This is a genomic window from Marinobacter sp. LA51 (assembly GCF_030297175.1).
Lineage (GTDB): Bacteria > Pseudomonadota > Gammaproteobacteria > Pseudomonadales > Oleiphilaceae > Marinobacter > Marinobacter apostichopi.
Window position 1 is genome coordinate 1,047,416 of sequence record NZ_AP028070.1, and the last position, 16,014, is coordinate 1,063,429.

Genomic DNA, 16,014 nt, shown 5'->3' on the forward strand with positions numbered 1-16,014 from the left:
CTCACGCGCCCAGCATCGTGACTTGCTGTATGGCCTGGCGTTTCTCGACGCTCAACACCAGGCGGGCATCTTCCGCCACTTCATCCAACCCCTCGCCATAGCAAATCAGTCCGTTCTCCTCGGTGGTGATCACACCATTCTTCTGCAGATTGGCAATGAAGTTGCGGAACAGACTCTTGTCGAAGAATTCCGGCGCATTCAGGCCAAACAGAATCGACATGCGTTCGGCCAGCAGGGTGCTCTGTTCTTCGAGCTCGGCCGCGCTGAGTTTGCCCGATCCGTACTTGCGCAGGATGCCCAGAGCGATGTGGTAGCGCTCGAGAGTCTGAATGATGAATCGTGACAGTACCCGCAGCCGAAGCATCGCTTCCGTGCCTTCCTCAGGGCGGCCAATGCGGTCGTCATCCAGTTCTTCAAGCAGGCCCTGCTCAATCAGCACATTGATCCAGTCGTTGATAACCTGTTCGGCTTCGTCTGCCTGATACTTCAGAAACAGCTCCGACTGCAGATAGGGGTAGGCTACGCTGGCCAGGAACACTACGCGCTCCCGGCGCAGGGTGTCCTTGTTCTCAAACAGGCTGGCGATCAGCGATGGCAGCGCAAACAGGTGCTGGATATTGTTGCGGTAGTAGGTCATGAGGGTGGCGTTGCTGCCCTCGAGGGCAATGATGTCACCCAGTTTCTGCGGTTGCCGTGCTACCAGGCCCATGTTTTCACAGTAGGCCACCCAGTCCTTGCCACTGCCTTCCGGCAGAGTCACTGTTTCTGCGTACGGATAGGCCTTGAGCAGTCCGGCGTACTGATCCATCAGGCGGATCAGCTGGTGTTCATCCATGGCGAGACGATCGGTGCCCAGCAGCACGGTAGCGGTAATGCCGATCGGGTTTACGGCCACAGAAGCATTGATGTTAGAGGCGACCCGCAGCGCCAGCTCATCGACCGCCTGGTTCAGCCAGGACGGACGATACTCGGCGTCATAGGCCTCGTCACGCCAGCTTTCATGAACGTTATCCAGTACATCGGCCAGGGGAATGGCCTCGCCAAAGTTCACCGCCACACGGCCGAAGGAGTTGCTGAGTTTGCGCACGGTCTTGGCCAGTGCAAACACGCTCTCTTTCTGCTTTTTCTTGCCTCGCAGCTCACCCAGGTAGGACCGTCCTTCCATTACTTTTTCGTAGCCGATATAGACCGGAACAAACACGATCGGTTTGCGGTGATCTCGCAGGAAGCTCCGTACTGTCATCGACAGCATGCCCGGGCGTGGCTGCAACATGCGACCGGTGCGGCTGCGGCCGCCTTCCACGAAGTACTCCACGGAGTAGCCGCGGGAGAACATCACGTGCATGTATTCGTTGAACACGGTGGCGTAGAGCGGGTTGTCCTTGAAGCTGCGACGCATGAAGAAGGCGCCGCCGCGACGCAGGATAGGGCCGACAAGGGGCATGTTCAGGTTGATGCCGGCGGCGATGTGCGGCGGCATCAGGCCGTTCTTGTAGAGTACGTAGGAGAGCAGAAGGTAATCGATGTGGGAGCGGTGGCAGGGAACGTAGACCACTGCGTTCTCCTGGGCGACTTCCTTCACCACCTTGATGTTGTTGACGGCAATGCCGTTGTAAATCCGGTTCCAGAGCCAGGCCAGTACCACTTCCAGGATACGGATAGTGACAACGGACATGCTGGCAGCAATTTCATCGGCGTACTTCCAGGCCTTGGCGCGCACCTTTTCCGGCGGGATTTCGTCTCGTGCCGCGGTTTCCCGGATGGCTTCCTTGACCGCCTGGGTTCGTACCAGCCCGCCCACCAGTGTGCGCCGGTGTGACAGGTCGGGCCCGAGCACGGCCTGGCGCACCCGCCGGAAATGGGTGCGCAGGATCCGTGCGAGTTTGCGTTTGGCCCGTTCCTCCGAGTGGCGGTATTCGTCGACCACCAGTTTAAGGGACAGTGGCTGGTTGAACTGCACGTAGGTGTTGCGGCCATGGACCATGATGATCAGCAGCTTCTGGAGCCGGCCCGCCACCGACCAGGTGTCGGACAGCAGCAGCTTCACCAATGATTTTTCCTTGTCCGGTGAGCGACCCCAGAACATGGATACCGGCACAATCTGAACATCCTGCTCAGTGTGTTCCACGCCGTAATGGATCAGGGCTTCGAATTCATTGGTGGGTACCGGTGTCTGCCGCCGACGAAACAGTCCTCCGGTCCGCCGGTACAGGAAGAAGAACGAATGGGAAGGGCCATTCTTGACCGGCAGGGCCTCGGTGGCACCGGGCAGGCCAGCGCGGATGACTTCCTGTTCCAGCACCAGCCGGCTCGACAGGGAGCTGTATTGCAGTACGTAGCAAACCGGTTTGTCAGGATCGATACCCAGAGCTTCCAGGGTGTTGCCGCTAACGTCAGTCCTGACCCACAGAAAAAGTATCTTGCGGAGAATGGTCAGGATCAGGCTGCGAATGCCCTGGTAAAGTCGCATAAAGTGTTGCTCCGGTGAATCAGACAGTTGCCAAGTTTACTTGGTTGAGTACGGTGCGGAAAGCCGTTGATCTTACTTGCCATGTTGCCCAGTGTGGTACATTTCAGCTTGGTCCATTCATCAGGCAGGTGAAAACAGACAATGGCGAGCTCAATTTCAGACTGGTCTCCGGGTTGGACCACGGATGCGCCGCGCCCCGGAGACTGGATCCTGGCGATCTCAGGGTCGGACATCCTCAAGCCGGAGCAGGGCTGGTTGTTGGCCGCGAATGACGCCAGGCTTGGAGACCGGGCTAACGCAGCGGTTTCGGTTGGAGTTCTGGACGATGTGCCGGTCTACGTGACCGAGCTCGACTGTACGGATGGGGCAGGGCTGGAGCCAGTAGCCCTCCGGGACGCCCTGCTGATGATGGAGCAGGCACCGGCGGAACTTTTGAGCACCGGGTTTCAGGTCTGGCAGTGGTGGCGTGACCATCGCTATTGCGGCCGGTGCGGTCTGGAAACCGGCTTTCATCCCCGTGAGCGCGCCAAGTGGTGCGAGCCTTGTGGCATTCCCTGGTATCCGAGATTGGCCCCCTGCGTGATTGTCGTGATCAGGCGGGACGACAGGTTGCTACTGGCCAAGAACGCACGTGCCCGGCACCATTACTACAGCCTGATTGCGGGCTTTGTCGAACCGGGCGAGAGTCTGGAAGGCGCGGTTGCGCGCGAGGTCAAGGAAGAAACCGGTTTGGATGTCGCCAATGTGCGCTACCAGTCGTCCCAGCCCTGGCCGTTTCCGCACCAGCTGATGGTGGGATTCTTTGCCGATTACGACGGCGGCGAACTGATCCTGCAGGAAGATGAGTTGGCCCATGCCGACTGGTTCCTACCCGGAGATACCCCGCCGGTACCACCACAAACCACCATTGCAGGGCGCCTGATCCGCGCCATGGAAAGTGAGATTTCCCGGGGAGGCATAGCTCTTTGACGACGGTTTCTGCATCCCGCGTCCTGGTTTTTGATTCCGGGGTTGGTGGTCTCAGTGTCGCCGCCTGTGTGCGCCAGCACCTTCCAGGCACGGAACTGCTTTATCTGGCAGACAACGCCGGATTTCCCTACGGCGACCAGCCCGAATCCGTGGTCGTTGAGCGCTGTTGCGGGCTGATAGGCAAGGCGATTGAGCAGTACGCCACGGACGTCATTGTGGTCGCCTGTAACACTGCCAGTACCGTTGTTCTGCCCCACCTGCGGGCCATGACGGCAACGCCCGTGGTCGGTGTAGTGCCCGCCATTAAGCCGGCGGCCGCCAAGACCGAGAACCGCCGGATCGGAGTGCTGGCGACGCCGGCAACTGTCCGACGTCCGTATCTGGACCAGCTGGTGTCGGAATTCGCCAGTCACTGTCAGGTGGAGCGCATTGGCCATCCCGACCTGGTTCGCTGGGTGGAGGAGTCGGTTGGCGGCGTCGAGGTGTCGCGAACCGCGCTGGCGTCGGCGGTCGCCAACTTCCGCGAGGCTGGAGTGGATACCGTGGTGCTGGGGTGCACTCACTATCCCTTGCTGCTGAGTGCGCTCAGGGAGGTTCTGCCGGAGGTTCGGTTCTGGGTTGATTCGGGTGAGGCCATTGCCCGCCGTGTCAGCCACCTGTTGGCAGAGCATGGCAAGCACGGCAGTGCCGCCGATGTGGGGGCTTTCAATGGCTCGCCGGTACGTGCGGCGCTGTTTTCCGGGCCCGCTCCGAGCGGCCTGGCCAACTTCATGAATGGCCTGGACCTGAGTCCTCAGACGGTGCTCGATAACTGGCCCGAGTGTAATGAGCCGGTTAGATCAAGCGCGTTAGTTTAAACATCGCCAGGAATTCCAGAGCCGGAATCGCGCGCCGGTGACAGCAGTAGGTTTTGAAACCCTCGCCCCGGAAGCGTGACTTGGTGAACTCCAACCCCTTGAAGTTGTAAAGGAACGTGCCTTGGTCATAGACCAGGTGCAGGAGCCGCTTTAGCAGCCGGCTTTCCTGGTGCTCGGTGGCGGCATCGAGCGACAAGGGAATAAGCCCCAGGTCCAGAAAAGGAACACCTTCGGCTTTGAATACTTCCATGGCATGCGCCATCAGGGTGTAGAAGATGCCCTGGCGGAAATCGGCGTTGGCCCTGGAGATATTGGGCACGTAACTGATGATTTCGTTGTTCTGGTAAATGGGATCAAAGTAGATGAATCCCACCGCCTTGCCGTCCTGGTAGGCATAGAAGTGACGCTCGTTCTCCCGATACGACATCTCCATGGGCCTGATCAGAAACCGGATTTCATTGCTCTTGCACTTGCGGGTGCGAATCCAGGCTTCGGAAATTTCCCGGGTGTGATCGTCGCTGAACCGCTCTTTCACGGTGATGTTGTTTTTCTCGGCCTGGTTCAGGGCGGTACGCAGGATCTGCTTCTTCTTACCGGTCAGTGACCATGTCGCGAGGTCGATACGGGATTCGCTGCCAAACTGGGTGCCGTACAGTCCGAATCGGAGGTGCAGGACATCGACCACCGCCTTGGACACCTGGATGTAGCTGGCATTCGGGAAGCGCTTGTGAAAGTGCTCAAGGATGACGGCAAAATGCTCCGGGGCACAAACCGGGTCAGACAACACAAAGGTGCCACCCCACTTCCGCATGTAGGCGATATAGCCGACGCCGGGCACGTCGAAGTATTGCATGCCCGGTTGCAGGGTGGAGAACGACTGGGAATGAACCCCGTGCTTTTTCAGGTAACCCACCCGTTCGGTGAAAGAGAACGTGTTGTCCGCCAGTTCACGCAGTCCGTCCAGTGCCAGGATCTGATCCGACATGTCATTACTCCCCGTGAGTTGAAGTGGTGGAAGACCGGATCAATCAGGCCTGTTTGCGTCCGAGAATGGACCAGTAGCAATCCATGTTCAGAAGCTTGAAGTGCTTCTTCTCGGTGACCTGAAGGCCCAGACGCTGCATGTGTTCGGGGTAGTTATAGATCTTGTGGAAGGCATTGTTGGCGAACAGCCAGAACGTGAATACCGCCATGTACCAATAGAGTTTTTTGAACAGGCGGGCCACAAGATTGCCGGTGGGGTAACAGAAATCGCCGACCACCACGCCGGCATCGGCTTTGCCGAGCCGGATCAGGTGCTCAAGCACACGCACCATCATGGTCTCGTCGAACACGTTCAGGAAAAAGTTGGCGACGACAAGATCGTACTGCTCAAACTCCTCCACCTTCATGATGTCGCTGTGAATGCGGCGAATTGAAAGCTGGGGAGCTTCCTTCTGCTGAGCTTCAGCAAACTTGCGCAGCATGGTTTCCGACAGATCGACGACGGTGACGTCGGCGCCCAGCTCGGCAGCCCGGATGGCATCGCGGCCATGACCGACGCCGGCGAACAGGATGCGATCGCCTGGTTTGACGGTTTCGACATCCAGCATCGCGGTTTTGCACCGGTGAATGTTCTTGCCGCTGTATAGGTTGCTCAGGAAATCGTAGACCGGACCAATGTACTTGTACTTGTCGCGCATGATGACTGCCGCCTGTTCTTGTTCCTCAAAATGTTGTCACCGTTGTTGTCGTTATTGGCCTGACAGCCTGTCGGGAATTCGGTGATCAACGCCTGTCATAAGGAGCTTAGGGAACAGGTTGGCGGATTTATGTGCAGCACTGCGCATTTCTGGATACAAAAAATAACGCAATGCAACACACTGCAAACCGCTTCATGGTTTCAAATAGGAGTGTCGGACAATCAGATGGCGGGCTGGGTGGTGGTGGCTTTGGTCGTGGGCTGGCCCAGGGTTCGGGAAATATGCGCGGCAGGCCGTGCCGGCCCGTAGAAGAAGCCCTGAACCTGATGACAGCCCAGGCTGCGTAGATATGACAGCTGTTCGTCGGTTTCAACACCCTCGGCCACGATTTCCAGTTTCAGGCCGTGCGCCATGGCGACGATGGCGTTGACGATGCAGGCGCCGTCGTCGCCGCTGCGGATGGCCTTAACAAAGGATTGATCCACTTTGAGGGTGTGGATTGGGAGTCGGTGCAGGTAATTCAGGGAGGAATAGCCGGTGCCGAAGTCATCAATGGCGATCCGCACACCAAGGTCTGCCAGCTCCCTTAATTTCTGGCTGATTTGCTCAAGGTCGTTCATGATCACATTTTCGGTGATCTCAATTTCGAGATTACCGGCGGGAAAATCATGTGCCTTAACCCGCTCCATCAAGGTTTCGACAAACTTCGGGTGCTCAACCTGCACCGGTGAGAGGTTGACGGCCAAGCGCAGATCCGGGTAGCCGGAGCGAATCCACAGCCCCACGTCCTGGCAGGCCTGGTCGAGCACCCGTTCGCTGAGTTGGCCAATCAGTCGGGTTTCCTCGGCCAGCGGCAGGAAGTCCCGGGGGTAGAGCAGTCCCCGCTCGGGGTGCTGCCAGCGCACCAGCGCCTCCAGGCCAACAATCCGGTTGGTGGTTGAGCAGACCTGGGGCTGATAGAACACTCGCAGTTCGTCCCGCTCCAGCGCCAGGCGCAGGTCGCGCTCAAGGTTAAGGCGGTTGGCGGAATCGATGCTCATGGACTCGGAGAAGAAGCGGTAGCCGTCTTTGCCCTTGGCTTTGACGTGATACATGGCGATATCAGCGTTCTGGATCAGTTGATCCATACTTTGGCCGGCGTCCGGGTAAATCGCAATGCCGATACTCACTCCCACGAAGACCTCGTGCTCACCAAGCTGAAACGGTGCTCGCAGGGCATTGATCAGCTTCTTGGCAATAAGCCGGGCATCTTCATGGGTGTGGATCGACGGCAACAGCAAGGTAAATTCGTCGCCGCCAAAACGGGACAGTGTATCGCCCTTGCGCAAACAGCCTTCCAGCCGATGGGTCACAGCCTGCAGCAGTCGGTCGCCCATGGCGTGGCCGAGGGTATCGTTCACCACCTTGAAGCGATCAAGATCGAGGAACATGACGGCCAACTTCTGGCCACTGCGTCGGGCTTGGGTTATTGCCAGCTCCAGCCGATCCTTGAACAGGGCTCGATTGGGCAGGCGGGTCAGCAGGTCGTGGTAGGCCTGGAAATTGATGAATGCCTCGGCTTCCTTACGCTCGGTGACATCCCGCGCGGTGCCGTAATAACGCGCCGATTTGCCGCTGCCGCCGCCGCGCGTGGCATCTGAGTGCGGCCAGGTTTGTGGGTCGATCGGGAACGCGGTGATTTCGAAGTGTCGGGTTGCGCGTCGGCTGCCCCGGGTCTTGAGCCGAACTTCGAGGGTTCTGGGGTTGTCGGCCGAGATGTTGGGGCCGTTCAGGGCGTACATGCCTCGGGCAATATCCCGATCATCCAGAATATGCCGGAAGTGCCGGTCACACAATTCCCCGGGCTGATAGCCCAGCAGACTCTCAACCTTGCTGTTCACAAAGCAGAAGCGGCCGTTATCGTCGAGCATGAACACGATGTCGGGTGAGCTGTTGACGATGTAGCGGTGCAGGGCTTCGGATTTTTCCAGTCGCAGTTGCACGTGTTCGTGCGCCTTGAGCAGGCTTTGCTTGCTGGTGACGCTGGCGACTGTGGTCAGCAGTTCATCGGGGTCAAAGGGTTTCCGGATGTAATCCAGGGCGCCGCGCCGGAGTGCGCGACTGACTGCGCTGAATGAGCTTTCACCACTGACCACAATGGCGCCACAATCGGGCTGCACATTGGTCAGGTGAGCCATGACATCGAATCCGTCCACCTCGGGCATCCGCAAATCGAGCAGTGCAAGATCAAACCTTTGCGCATCAATAAGAGCGCAGGCCCGTTTTCCGCCGTGGGCCTCAGTGACCTCGTAGCCGCGAGATCGCAGCAGCTTTGCGAGGGTATCAAGCAGGCGCGGTTCGTCATCCACCACCAGAATGCGGGCTGCTAACCCGTTACTGAAATGCTGTGCAGTGACTTCAGGTGCCATCGGTCTGTGTCCGTTATTTCTACGTCAGTCGGTCTGGTTATTTTTATCGCAGGCCGCCGGTAACAATATCCTGAAGGTGGTGCCTTCGTGTCCCGTGCGACAAGCTATGATGCCCTCCATGTCATCAATCAGCTGTTTTACTATGCTTAGGCCCAATCCACTGTGGCCCTTGCCTTTCGTTGTTGCTACCGGTGAAAACAGGGAGTTCCGAACCTGGTCCGGGATTCCTGCGCCGGTGTCGGTAATCTCCAGCTCTACCCAGGCGCGATTATTCTGCCAGACCGGAGCGGCAGTGCGTAATAGCACCTCGCCCCCCTGTTCGGTCAAGCTTTCGGCCGCATTACGAACCAGGTTTATGACAATCTGGCGAAGCGGTGCAGCGTCTGAGGCCAACGTGGTTGGATGGTCACAAAGTAGCACGTTGAGAGAGCTGCGCCCGTCAGAAAACAGGCTGTCTTCAAGAATGCGTGACAAATCCTTGATTTCGGCGTTGAGCTCGATGCTGTCGGTCTCCTCCGATGCTTTGTCATTGCGGCTCATGTTCAGCAACAGGTCGCCAGCGCGATCCAGCTCGTCACGAATGATGTCCAGCTCCTGCTGAACCTCAGTGTCGTCCAGTCGGTTTCGAAGCTGGAAGATGTATTGCCGGATGATGGTCAGCGGGTTGCTGACTTCGTGAATCTGTGAGCGCAGGTGCTGTCGCGCCAGCTCTTGTTGAATCTCGTCTGGCTGGGTGGTGTCCTGGGGTTCTTGTGCTTGTTTAGCCAGGCTCGCTGATAGTTGGCGGGTGAATAGCAGTGCAAGCTCGGTGGTGATCTGTAGATTTGCGTTATCGGTACCCAGCGCAAACACCCCGGGGCATGCATTGCCGGTAACGACCGGCACAGCCAGTAGTGAGGGCGTGCGAAGCAGCGACAGCAGCTGTCGATCCAGTACGGTTGGTGTGCGAGTGCCCAGGCTTACCGGCTGGCCCGTTGTGAATGCTTCGGTAAGGACGCTGCCGCCGGGTTGTGCCGACAGGGCAAACTGCGGAGTGTCGCCGGCGGTGCCGGACAGCAGCACCAGGCTGTCGTCGCTGTGGCCGAAGCAGAGCGCCGGAAGACCGGTAGTCAGGGTCAGGCTGTTTACCGTTTCGGACAATACCTGATGCACGGGGCCCTGTAGATCGGCCAACCCCAAAGCCTGGCTGGCAATGGCTTGTTGCAAGATGGTCTGTTTGAGTTTCCGAGTGGCACTTTCGCCGTTATAGTCGTCATCCAGAGGGATGCCCATGGAGACCGCCATGCTGGAAACTTCGTTGGCGATTCGGCGATTGATTTCCCGGGTGAGTTCTTCGTTCAGGCCAAAAACCGTTGTTGCCGCAGCAATGCCGGCGGTATCAGAAAGGGCAAGACGAGTGGCCAGGCTGATCAGCTTGACCAGGTGACTGGCATCCCGGAGTTCATTTGGAAGTGCCTGCTGGTAGCGCATGGCATCGGCGGCCATGGCGCCCAGTCCCCAGGTGGTCACTAATTCAGCGGCTACCTCGGGTTGGTGACTGACGTAGTATTCCTGCGCTTCCGGGGCCGGTGTTTTCAGTGCGATCAGTTCGCCGATATTATGCAGCATGCCGAGCATGAAGGCTTCGTCCGGCTCCTGGTATCGGGTCAGGGTAGCCAGCGCCCGAGCCGTCAGTGCGGTGGTCAGCGAGTGTCGCCAGAAGTCGCGGAGCTGCTGCCACTCGTCACCGCCCAGTTCGAACAGCAGCTGGCGCAGGGCGGCAGTCAAAAGCAGGGTATGGAAGCGGCGGATGCCGAGTCTGAGCAGGGCCTGCTCGACAGACTTGATGGGGGCTTCGGGTCGGTAAAGAGGGGAATTGACCAGGGCCAGGACCCGTGCAACCAGTGCAGTGTCGACAGATACGATTTCGCTGATAGTGCGGTAGCTTTCTTCTTGCTGGCAGGCTTCGAGCGCCCGAAGGGTGACCTCAGGAATACTCGGTAACTGAAGATCAGGAGCTAAATCCATGAAGCCTGTCCGCCCCATTCATAATTAGTTTTTTGGTTATTCAATTGGTTGTCGACGGCATTTTTCGTTCTTGTTTTGAATTTGGAGCTTAGACAATTATCCGTCGTTATTAAATACTTGTTGTCGTTTTTTTGAACAGAATATTATCTGTTGCGTGATATGTGTAGACTTTTTACAGGTTTCACTGCGCGAATGCTAACATGTAGTCGAACAGATTTCCGGTCATGCCTGTAAAAGAGCCAGCAAAGCAGATGCCGAACCAACACAGAACAATAGCGATTACCGGCGGCAAAGGCGGCGTGGGCAAAACGTCGGTTGCGCTCAATCTGGCGCTGACCCTGGCTCGCCAGGAAAAACGCGTGCTGCTGTTGGACGGCGATACCGATCTGGCCAACGTCAGCATCATGGTGGGCATGTACCCCAAGCAAACCCTGGCGAACGTGATTTCCGGCGAATGTCGGCTTCAGGATACGTTGCTGGAAGCGGATTACGGCCTGCACATTGTGCCGGGCGCCTCGGGTGTCCAGGAGTGCATGGACATGGGGCCGACGGAGAGCTTGCGAGTTCTGCGGGCGCTGTCTCAGCTTGAAAGTCAGTACGACTACGTCATCACGGATACTGCCGCCGGTCTGCAGGCGCCCAGCTTGCACATGATTGCGTCGGCGGAGCTTGCCTGTATTGTCGTTACCCCGGATCCAGCATCTCTGACCGATGCGTTCTCACTGATCAAGGTTATCCGGCGTCGGGGCTACAAGCGGGTACCCAGTGTGTTGGTAAACATGGCGCAGGGTGCCAGTCAGGCCCGCTCGGTTTTCCAGCGGCTAGATAGCGCGGCCCAGCGTCACCTGGGTTTGTCACTTCACAATATGGGCGGGATCTGGCGTGACGAAACTCTCCGACAATCGGTGTTGAATCAGAAGCCGGTGGCATTATTGCCGGTGGCCGATCCGTCCTGTCGTCAATTCCATACCCTGGCTGACATGCTCAATGTTCGCCTGGCCCAGCTAACGCCAAGGAAGGCGGGCATAGCCGCCTACTGGCATCGGGTGTCGCGCCAGCAATCGGAAGCCAGGCAGGCGTCTGCAAAATCGACCGGACCGGCCAGCCCGAAGGAGCGCTGTCTGCAGGCGGTGAGCGAGCTTGAGTCCGTGCTGGTTCAAACGCCCGATAACGCCATGCTGCGTTATGAAGCATTTACCCGCCTTTTTGCACTGCTGGGGAGCGCGCCTGACGGTGACACCATCGAAATTATTCAGACCGGTCTCGGCTCGCTCGAATGGGAAAGGCTGAGCGAGCAGCATCGACAGCACCTGGCCACCCATCTCCGACATCTGGCCGACCAGATTGTGCCGACTGCCCCTCGCACTCCTGAGACGCCAGAAAAAACCGATCAGTCAGATCCTGTTTATGACCGTGTCAGTTTCGGCGAGCAGGAGCGCCTGGTGCGGGCTCTGCGGGAACAGCCCGCGGAAATCTCCCTCGATGAGCTGCTGCGCTCCCTGGCCGGAAACGGTCGCAGTCAGTCTTGAAATCAGGATTAATACCTGCCCCTTTTTTAGTCATTTCTTTTACTTTTTTTGTAGAGTAATTTTGCAGTGTGTCACCGCACTGTAATCCTGGTTGTGTGAAAATCAATCACCGTAGACGATCGTGGCCCGCAATATGCAGTGGATATTTCCTGCGCATTTCATCAACAGAGTTTCCGCCGACAGGCTGTTAGAGCGGCTGTAGATATAGGTAATAGAGAAGGAGTTCTTCTAATGGCAACATCGCAATTGAATACCGGAGAGTCGTCGTCCAAAGTTCTTGAACAGCTCCGTGGCAAGCATGTCCTGATTACCGGCACAACCGGGTTTCTGGGCAAGGTTGTGCTTGAAAAACTGATTCGGACAGTTCCAGATATCGGCGGTATTCATCTGCTGGTCCGCGGAAACAAGCGACACCCCGAAGCGAGGGCGCGATTCCTTGACGAAATTGCGACCTCGTCGGTGTTTGAGCGACTGCGCTCCGACGACAACGAGGCTTTCGAGGCCTTTGTGGAAGAGCGAGTGCACTGCGTGACCGGGGAGGTGACCGAGCCGATGTTTGGGCTGCCGGCTAACCAATTCCAGGTCCTGGCCAATGGCATTGACGCCGTGATCAACTCCGCCGCCAGCGTGAACTTCCGGGAAGAGCTGGATAAGGCCCTGGCGATCAACACCCGTTGTCTCGATAACATTGCCGAGCTGGCTCGTCAGAACAGCCGGCTAGCGGTTCTTCAGGTCTCGACCTGCTACGTGAATGGCATGAACTCCGGGCAAGTGTCCGAAGAGGTGGTCAAGCCGGCGGGCGAGGCTCTGCCGCGCAGTGTCGATGGCCACTACGAGATTGACGAACTGGTGCGTTTGCTGGACGACAAGATTGCTGACGTACGCTCACGCTACTCTGGCAAGGCACTGGAGAAGAAGCTGATAGACCTTGGTATCCGGGAAGCAAACCGATACGGCTGGAGCGACACATACACGTTCACCAAATGGCTCGGTGAGCAGCTTTTGATGAAGGCGCTGGCTGGCCGATCGTTGACTATTGTCCGTCCCTCCATTATCGAAAGTGCCCTGGAAGAGCCCGCACCTGGCTGGATTGAAGGGGTGAAAGTGGCCGATGCCATTATCCTCGCCTACGCGCGGGAAAAGGTAACCCTGTTCCCCGGCAAGCGCTCCGGTGTCATTGATGTGATTCCGGTGGATCTGGTGGCAAACAGTATCATTCTGTCATTGGCCGAGGCACTGTCAGAGCCTGCTGATCAACGCATTTACCAATGCTGCAGCGGTAGCAGTAATCCGATCTCGCTCGGGGAATTCATTGATCACCTGATGGTCGAAGCCAAGGCCAGTTACGCGGACTATGACCAGCTGTTCTATCGTCAGCCCACCAAGCCGTTCGTTGCCGTGAATCGAAAGCTGTTCGATGCCGTGGTTGGTGGTGTACGCATTCCGTTGAGTTTGACCAGCCGGATTCTCAAGATTCTGGGCCACAATCGTGAGCTGAAGGCGTTAAGAAACCTTGATACCACTCGCTCGCTGGCCACGATTTTCGGCTTCTACACGGCGCCGGATTATGTTTTTCAGAACGATGCTCTGTTGGCCCTGTCGTCCCGGATGGGCGGACTGGATCGCGTGTTGTTCCCGGTTGATGCCCGTCAGATCGATTGGAGTGTCTACCTGCGCAAGATTCATCTGGCCGGCCTGAACCGCTACGCGTTGAAAGAGCGCAAGTTGTACAGTCTACGCTCTGCTAAAACCCGCAAGAAAGCGGCGTAATACCACTGCCATCGTGAGTTGGCCCGCCTGGGCCGGCTCGCGCATTTCTGCTTTTTTATTCTCGTTGTTGACTGGCTTCGGCTGGGGTTGCGAACAGTCTCGTTCTGTCTATTCTTAAAGGTATTTCTCGTCCAGTGAGCCTGTCCGCTTCGTGCCTGTGGCGGCTCGCGACAGTTAATAGGTACCTGCATCAAAAGTTCAGACACATTAGGACGTTAGTCTAATTAATTGTTCAGTCGAACCCGTGTTGTACTACAGACATTCGTCTTACTTCAGGCCCGAGCTGGCCGCACCGCTCTTTTTTCCATTTCGACAATGACAATAGACTCTGAAAAGGGGGAGCACCATGACTGAGAAACACGTCTTTCCAGTAGAGCCGGAGGTAGCCCAACGGGCTCTGGTAAATCGGGAGCAGTACAACGCAATGTACCGCGAGTCGATTGAGAATCCCGATGCGTTCTGGTCAGAGCACGGCAAGCGCCTGGAGTGGATCAAGCCCTACACCAAGGTAAAGAACACCACCTACGATTTCGATAATTTGTCCATCAAGTGGTTTGAAGACGGCGAGCTGAACGCCTCTGCCAACTGTCTTGATCGTCACCTTGAGAAAAAAGGAGACCAGACCGCCATCATCTTCGAAGGTGATGATCCGGCAGATTCCCGCCATGTGACCTACCGTGAGCTTCACGAGGAAACCAGCAAGTTTGCCAACGTTCTCAAGGGGCTGGGTGTAAAGAAGGGCGATGTTGTCACCATCTACATGCCGATGATTGTTGAAACGGCGGTCGCCATGCTTGCCTGCGCTCGCATCGGTGCAATTCATTCTGTGGTTTTCGGCGGCTTCTCGCCCGAGGCCCTGGGTGCCCGCATTGTTAACGGCAACTCCCGGTTCGTGGTCACGGCCGATGAAGGGGTTCGTGGCGGCCGCAAGATTCCGCTGAAGAAAAACGTCAATGCGGCCCTGAAAATCGACGGCGCCGATGCGGTGGAAAAAGTGGTAGTGGTTACCCGCACCGGTAATTCCGAGGTGCCCTGGGGCGATAGCCGCGATGTGAAGTACGAAGATCTCATGCAGTCTGCCTCGGCAGATTGCCCGCCCGAGCCGATGAACGCGGAAGACCCGCTGTTCATGCTGTATACCTCGGGTTCCACCGGCGCGCCTAAGGGTGTGTTGCACACCACCGGTGGCTACATGGTGTACGCGTCGATGACGCACGAGTACGTCTTCGACTATCACGACGGTGACGTTTACTGGTGCACCGCCGACTTTGGCTGGGTGACCGGTCATAGCTACATTCTTTATGGCCCGCTGGCCAATGGTGCCATCACCGTGCTGTTCGAGGGTGTGCCCAACTACCCGGACAGCTCCCGGATGGGGCAGGTGGTCGACAAGCACCAGGTCAACATCCTGTACACGGCGCCCACTGCCATCCGGGCCCTGATGGCCGAAGGTGCGTCGTGCATGGACGGCACCAAGCGCGACAGTCTGAAGCTGCTGGGTTCCGTTGGTGAGCCGATCAACCCGGAAGCCTGGGAGTGGTACCACCGAGTTATTGGCAACAGCAAATGCCCGATTGTGGATACCTGGTGGCAGACCGAAACCGGTGGCATCCTGATTTCGCCGCTGCCGGGCGCTACCGATCTTAAGCCTGGTTCGGCGACGGTGCCGTTCTTCGGTGTTCAGCCGGCGCTGGTCGATAACGATGGCAACATCCTGGAAGGCAAGACCGAGGGCAACCTGGTGATCATGGATAGCTGGCCGGGGCAGATGCGCACCATTTACGGTGATCATGAGCGCTTCAAGCAGACTTACTTCAGCACGTACAAGGGCCGGTATTTCACCGGTGACGGCGCGCGCCGTGATGAAGACGGGTACTACTGGATTACAGGCCGTGTCGATGACGTTCTGAACGTGTCCGGTCACCGCTTGGGTACGGCGGAAGTCGAAAGTGCGCTGGTCGCCCATAACAAGGTTGCTGAGGCCGCCGTGGTTGGCTTCCCTCACGACATCAAGGGGCAGGGCATCTATGTCTATGTCACTCTGGTGCAGGGCGAAGAACCGTCCGATGAGCTGAAGAAAGAGTTGGTGCAATGGGTGCGCAAGGAAATTGGTCCGATCGCCTCGCCGGATGTGATTCAATGGGCACCTGGACTGCCCAAGACTCGTTCAGGCAAGATTATGCGTCGGATTTTGCGTAAAATTGCTGCCAACGAGCACGATCAGCTTGGCGATACGTCCACCCTGGCAGACCCAGGTGTGGTTGATGAGCTGATCAGCAGTCGTGAATTTAAATAAGGTCGCATCCAAGACCGTAACCCTGT

Annotated in this window: 10 protein-coding genes; 5 read left to right on the forward strand and 5 right to left on the reverse strand. The window is 57.5% G+C overall.

What is annotated here, in order from left to right; all coding sequences use genetic code 11:
- Position 1: 1 nt before the first annotated feature.
- Positions 2 to 2,470: a glycerol-3-phosphate 1-O-acyltransferase PlsB gene (gene plsB, locus QUE89_RS04810; protein ID WP_286222080.1), complete on the reverse strand. Its 2,469-nt coding sequence runs from the start codon at positions 2,468 to 2,470 to the stop codon at positions 2 to 4.
- Between the two features lie 141 nt (positions 2,471 to 2,611).
- Here plsB and nudC point away from each other — a divergent pair, with 141 nt between their 5' ends.
- Complete coding sequence (nudC, locus tag QUE89_RS04815) at positions 2,612 to 3,439, forward strand: NAD(+) diphosphatase (RefSeq protein WP_286222081.1); 828 nt, start codon at positions 2,612 to 2,614, stop codon at positions 3,437 to 3,439.
- A complete protein-coding gene (gene murI / locus QUE89_RS04820; RefSeq protein WP_286222082.1) occupies positions 3,436 to 4,296 on the forward strand; it encodes a glutamate racemase in 861 nt (286 codons plus the stop codon). The genes nudC and murI overlap by 4 nt, the downstream gene beginning before the upstream one ends.
- Here murI and QUE89_RS04825 read toward each other — a convergent pair.
- From QUE89_RS04825 to QUE89_RS04840, 4 genes are all read right to left on the reverse strand, one after another.
- Entirely contained in the window at positions 4,274 to 5,281 is a 1,008-nt protein-coding gene (locus QUE89_RS04825; protein WP_286222083.1) for a DUF2156 domain-containing protein, read from the reverse strand. The genes murI and QUE89_RS04825 overlap by 23 nt on opposite strands.
- Before the next feature lie 43 nt (positions 5,282 to 5,324).
- Positions 5,325 to 5,978 (reverse strand): class I SAM-dependent methyltransferase, encoded by a 654-nt coding sequence (locus QUE89_RS04830; protein WP_286222084.1) that lies wholly within the window; start codon positions 5,976 to 5,978, stop codon positions 5,325 to 5,327.
- A 221-nt stretch (positions 5,979 to 6,199) separates the two neighbouring features.
- A complete protein-coding gene (locus QUE89_RS04835) occupies positions 6,200 to 8,386 on the reverse strand; it encodes a putative bifunctional diguanylate cyclase/phosphodiesterase (protein ID WP_286222085.1) in 2,187 nt (728 codons plus the stop codon).
- 24 nt (positions 8,387 to 8,410) lie between these two features.
- Positions 8,411 to 10,393 (reverse strand): HDOD domain-containing protein, encoded by a 1,983-nt coding sequence (locus QUE89_RS04840; protein ID WP_286222086.1) that lies wholly within the window; start codon positions 10,391 to 10,393, stop codon positions 8,411 to 8,413.
- A gap of 251 nt (positions 10,394 to 10,644) precedes the next feature.
- Here QUE89_RS04840 and QUE89_RS04845 point away from each other — a divergent pair, with 251 nt between their 5' ends.
- The 3 genes from QUE89_RS04845 to acs all read left to right on the forward strand — a co-directional run bounded on the left by QUE89_RS04845 (position 10,645) and on the right by acs (position 15,988).
- Complete coding sequence (locus QUE89_RS04845; protein WP_286222087.1) at positions 10,645 to 11,922, forward strand: AAA family ATPase; 1,278 nt, start codon at positions 10,645 to 10,647, stop codon at positions 11,920 to 11,922.
- A gap of 231 nt (positions 11,923 to 12,153) precedes the next feature.
- Positions 12,154 to 13,692 carry a fatty acyl-CoA reductase gene (locus QUE89_RS04850; RefSeq protein WP_286222088.1) on the forward strand — a complete coding sequence of 513 codons (1,539 nt, stop codon included), beginning with the start codon at positions 12,154 to 12,156 and terminating at the stop codon, positions 13,690 to 13,692.
- 346 nt (positions 13,693 to 14,038) lie between these two features.
- A complete protein-coding gene (acs, locus tag QUE89_RS04855) occupies positions 14,039 to 15,988 on the forward strand; it encodes an acetate--CoA ligase (protein WP_286222089.1) in 1,950 nt (649 codons plus the stop codon).
- The last annotated feature ends 26 nt before the right edge of the window (positions 15,989 to 16,014 follow it).

What these genes read in the sequence shown, in the direction of transcription:
- QUE89_RS04850 (WP_286222088.1), top strand. Translation starts at nt 12,154, where the DNA reads ATGGCAACATCGCAATTGAATACCGGAGAGTCGTCGTCCAAAGTTCTT.
- QUE89_RS04840 (WP_286222086.1), bottom strand. Translation starts at nt 10,393, where the DNA reads ATGGATTTAGCTCCTGATCTTCAGTTACCGAGTATTCCTGAGGTCACC.
- acs (WP_286222089.1), top strand. Translation starts at nt 14,039, where the DNA reads ATGACTGAGAAACACGTCTTTCCAGTAGAGCCGGAGGTAGCCCAACGG.
- QUE89_RS04830 (WP_286222084.1), bottom strand. Translation starts at nt 5,978, where the DNA reads ATGCGCGACAAGTACAAGTACATTGGTCCGGTCTACGATTTCCTGAGC.
- QUE89_RS04835 (WP_286222085.1), bottom strand. Translation starts at nt 8,386, where the DNA reads ATGGCACCTGAAGTCACTGCACAGCATTTCAGTAACGGGTTAGCAGCC.
- QUE89_RS04825 (WP_286222083.1), bottom strand. Translation starts at nt 5,281, where the DNA reads ATGTCGGATCAGATCCTGGCACTGGACGGACTGCGTGAACTGGCGGAC.
- nudC (WP_286222081.1), top strand. Translation starts at nt 2,612, where the DNA reads ATGGCGAGCTCAATTTCAGACTGGTCTCCGGGTTGGACCACGGATGCG.
- plsB (WP_286222080.1), bottom strand. Translation starts at nt 2,470, where the DNA reads ATGCGACTTTACCAGGGCATTCGCAGCCTGATCCTGACCATTCTCCGC.
- QUE89_RS04845 (WP_286222087.1), top strand. Translation starts at nt 10,645, where the DNA reads ATGCCGAACCAACACAGAACAATAGCGATTACCGGCGGCAAAGGCGGC.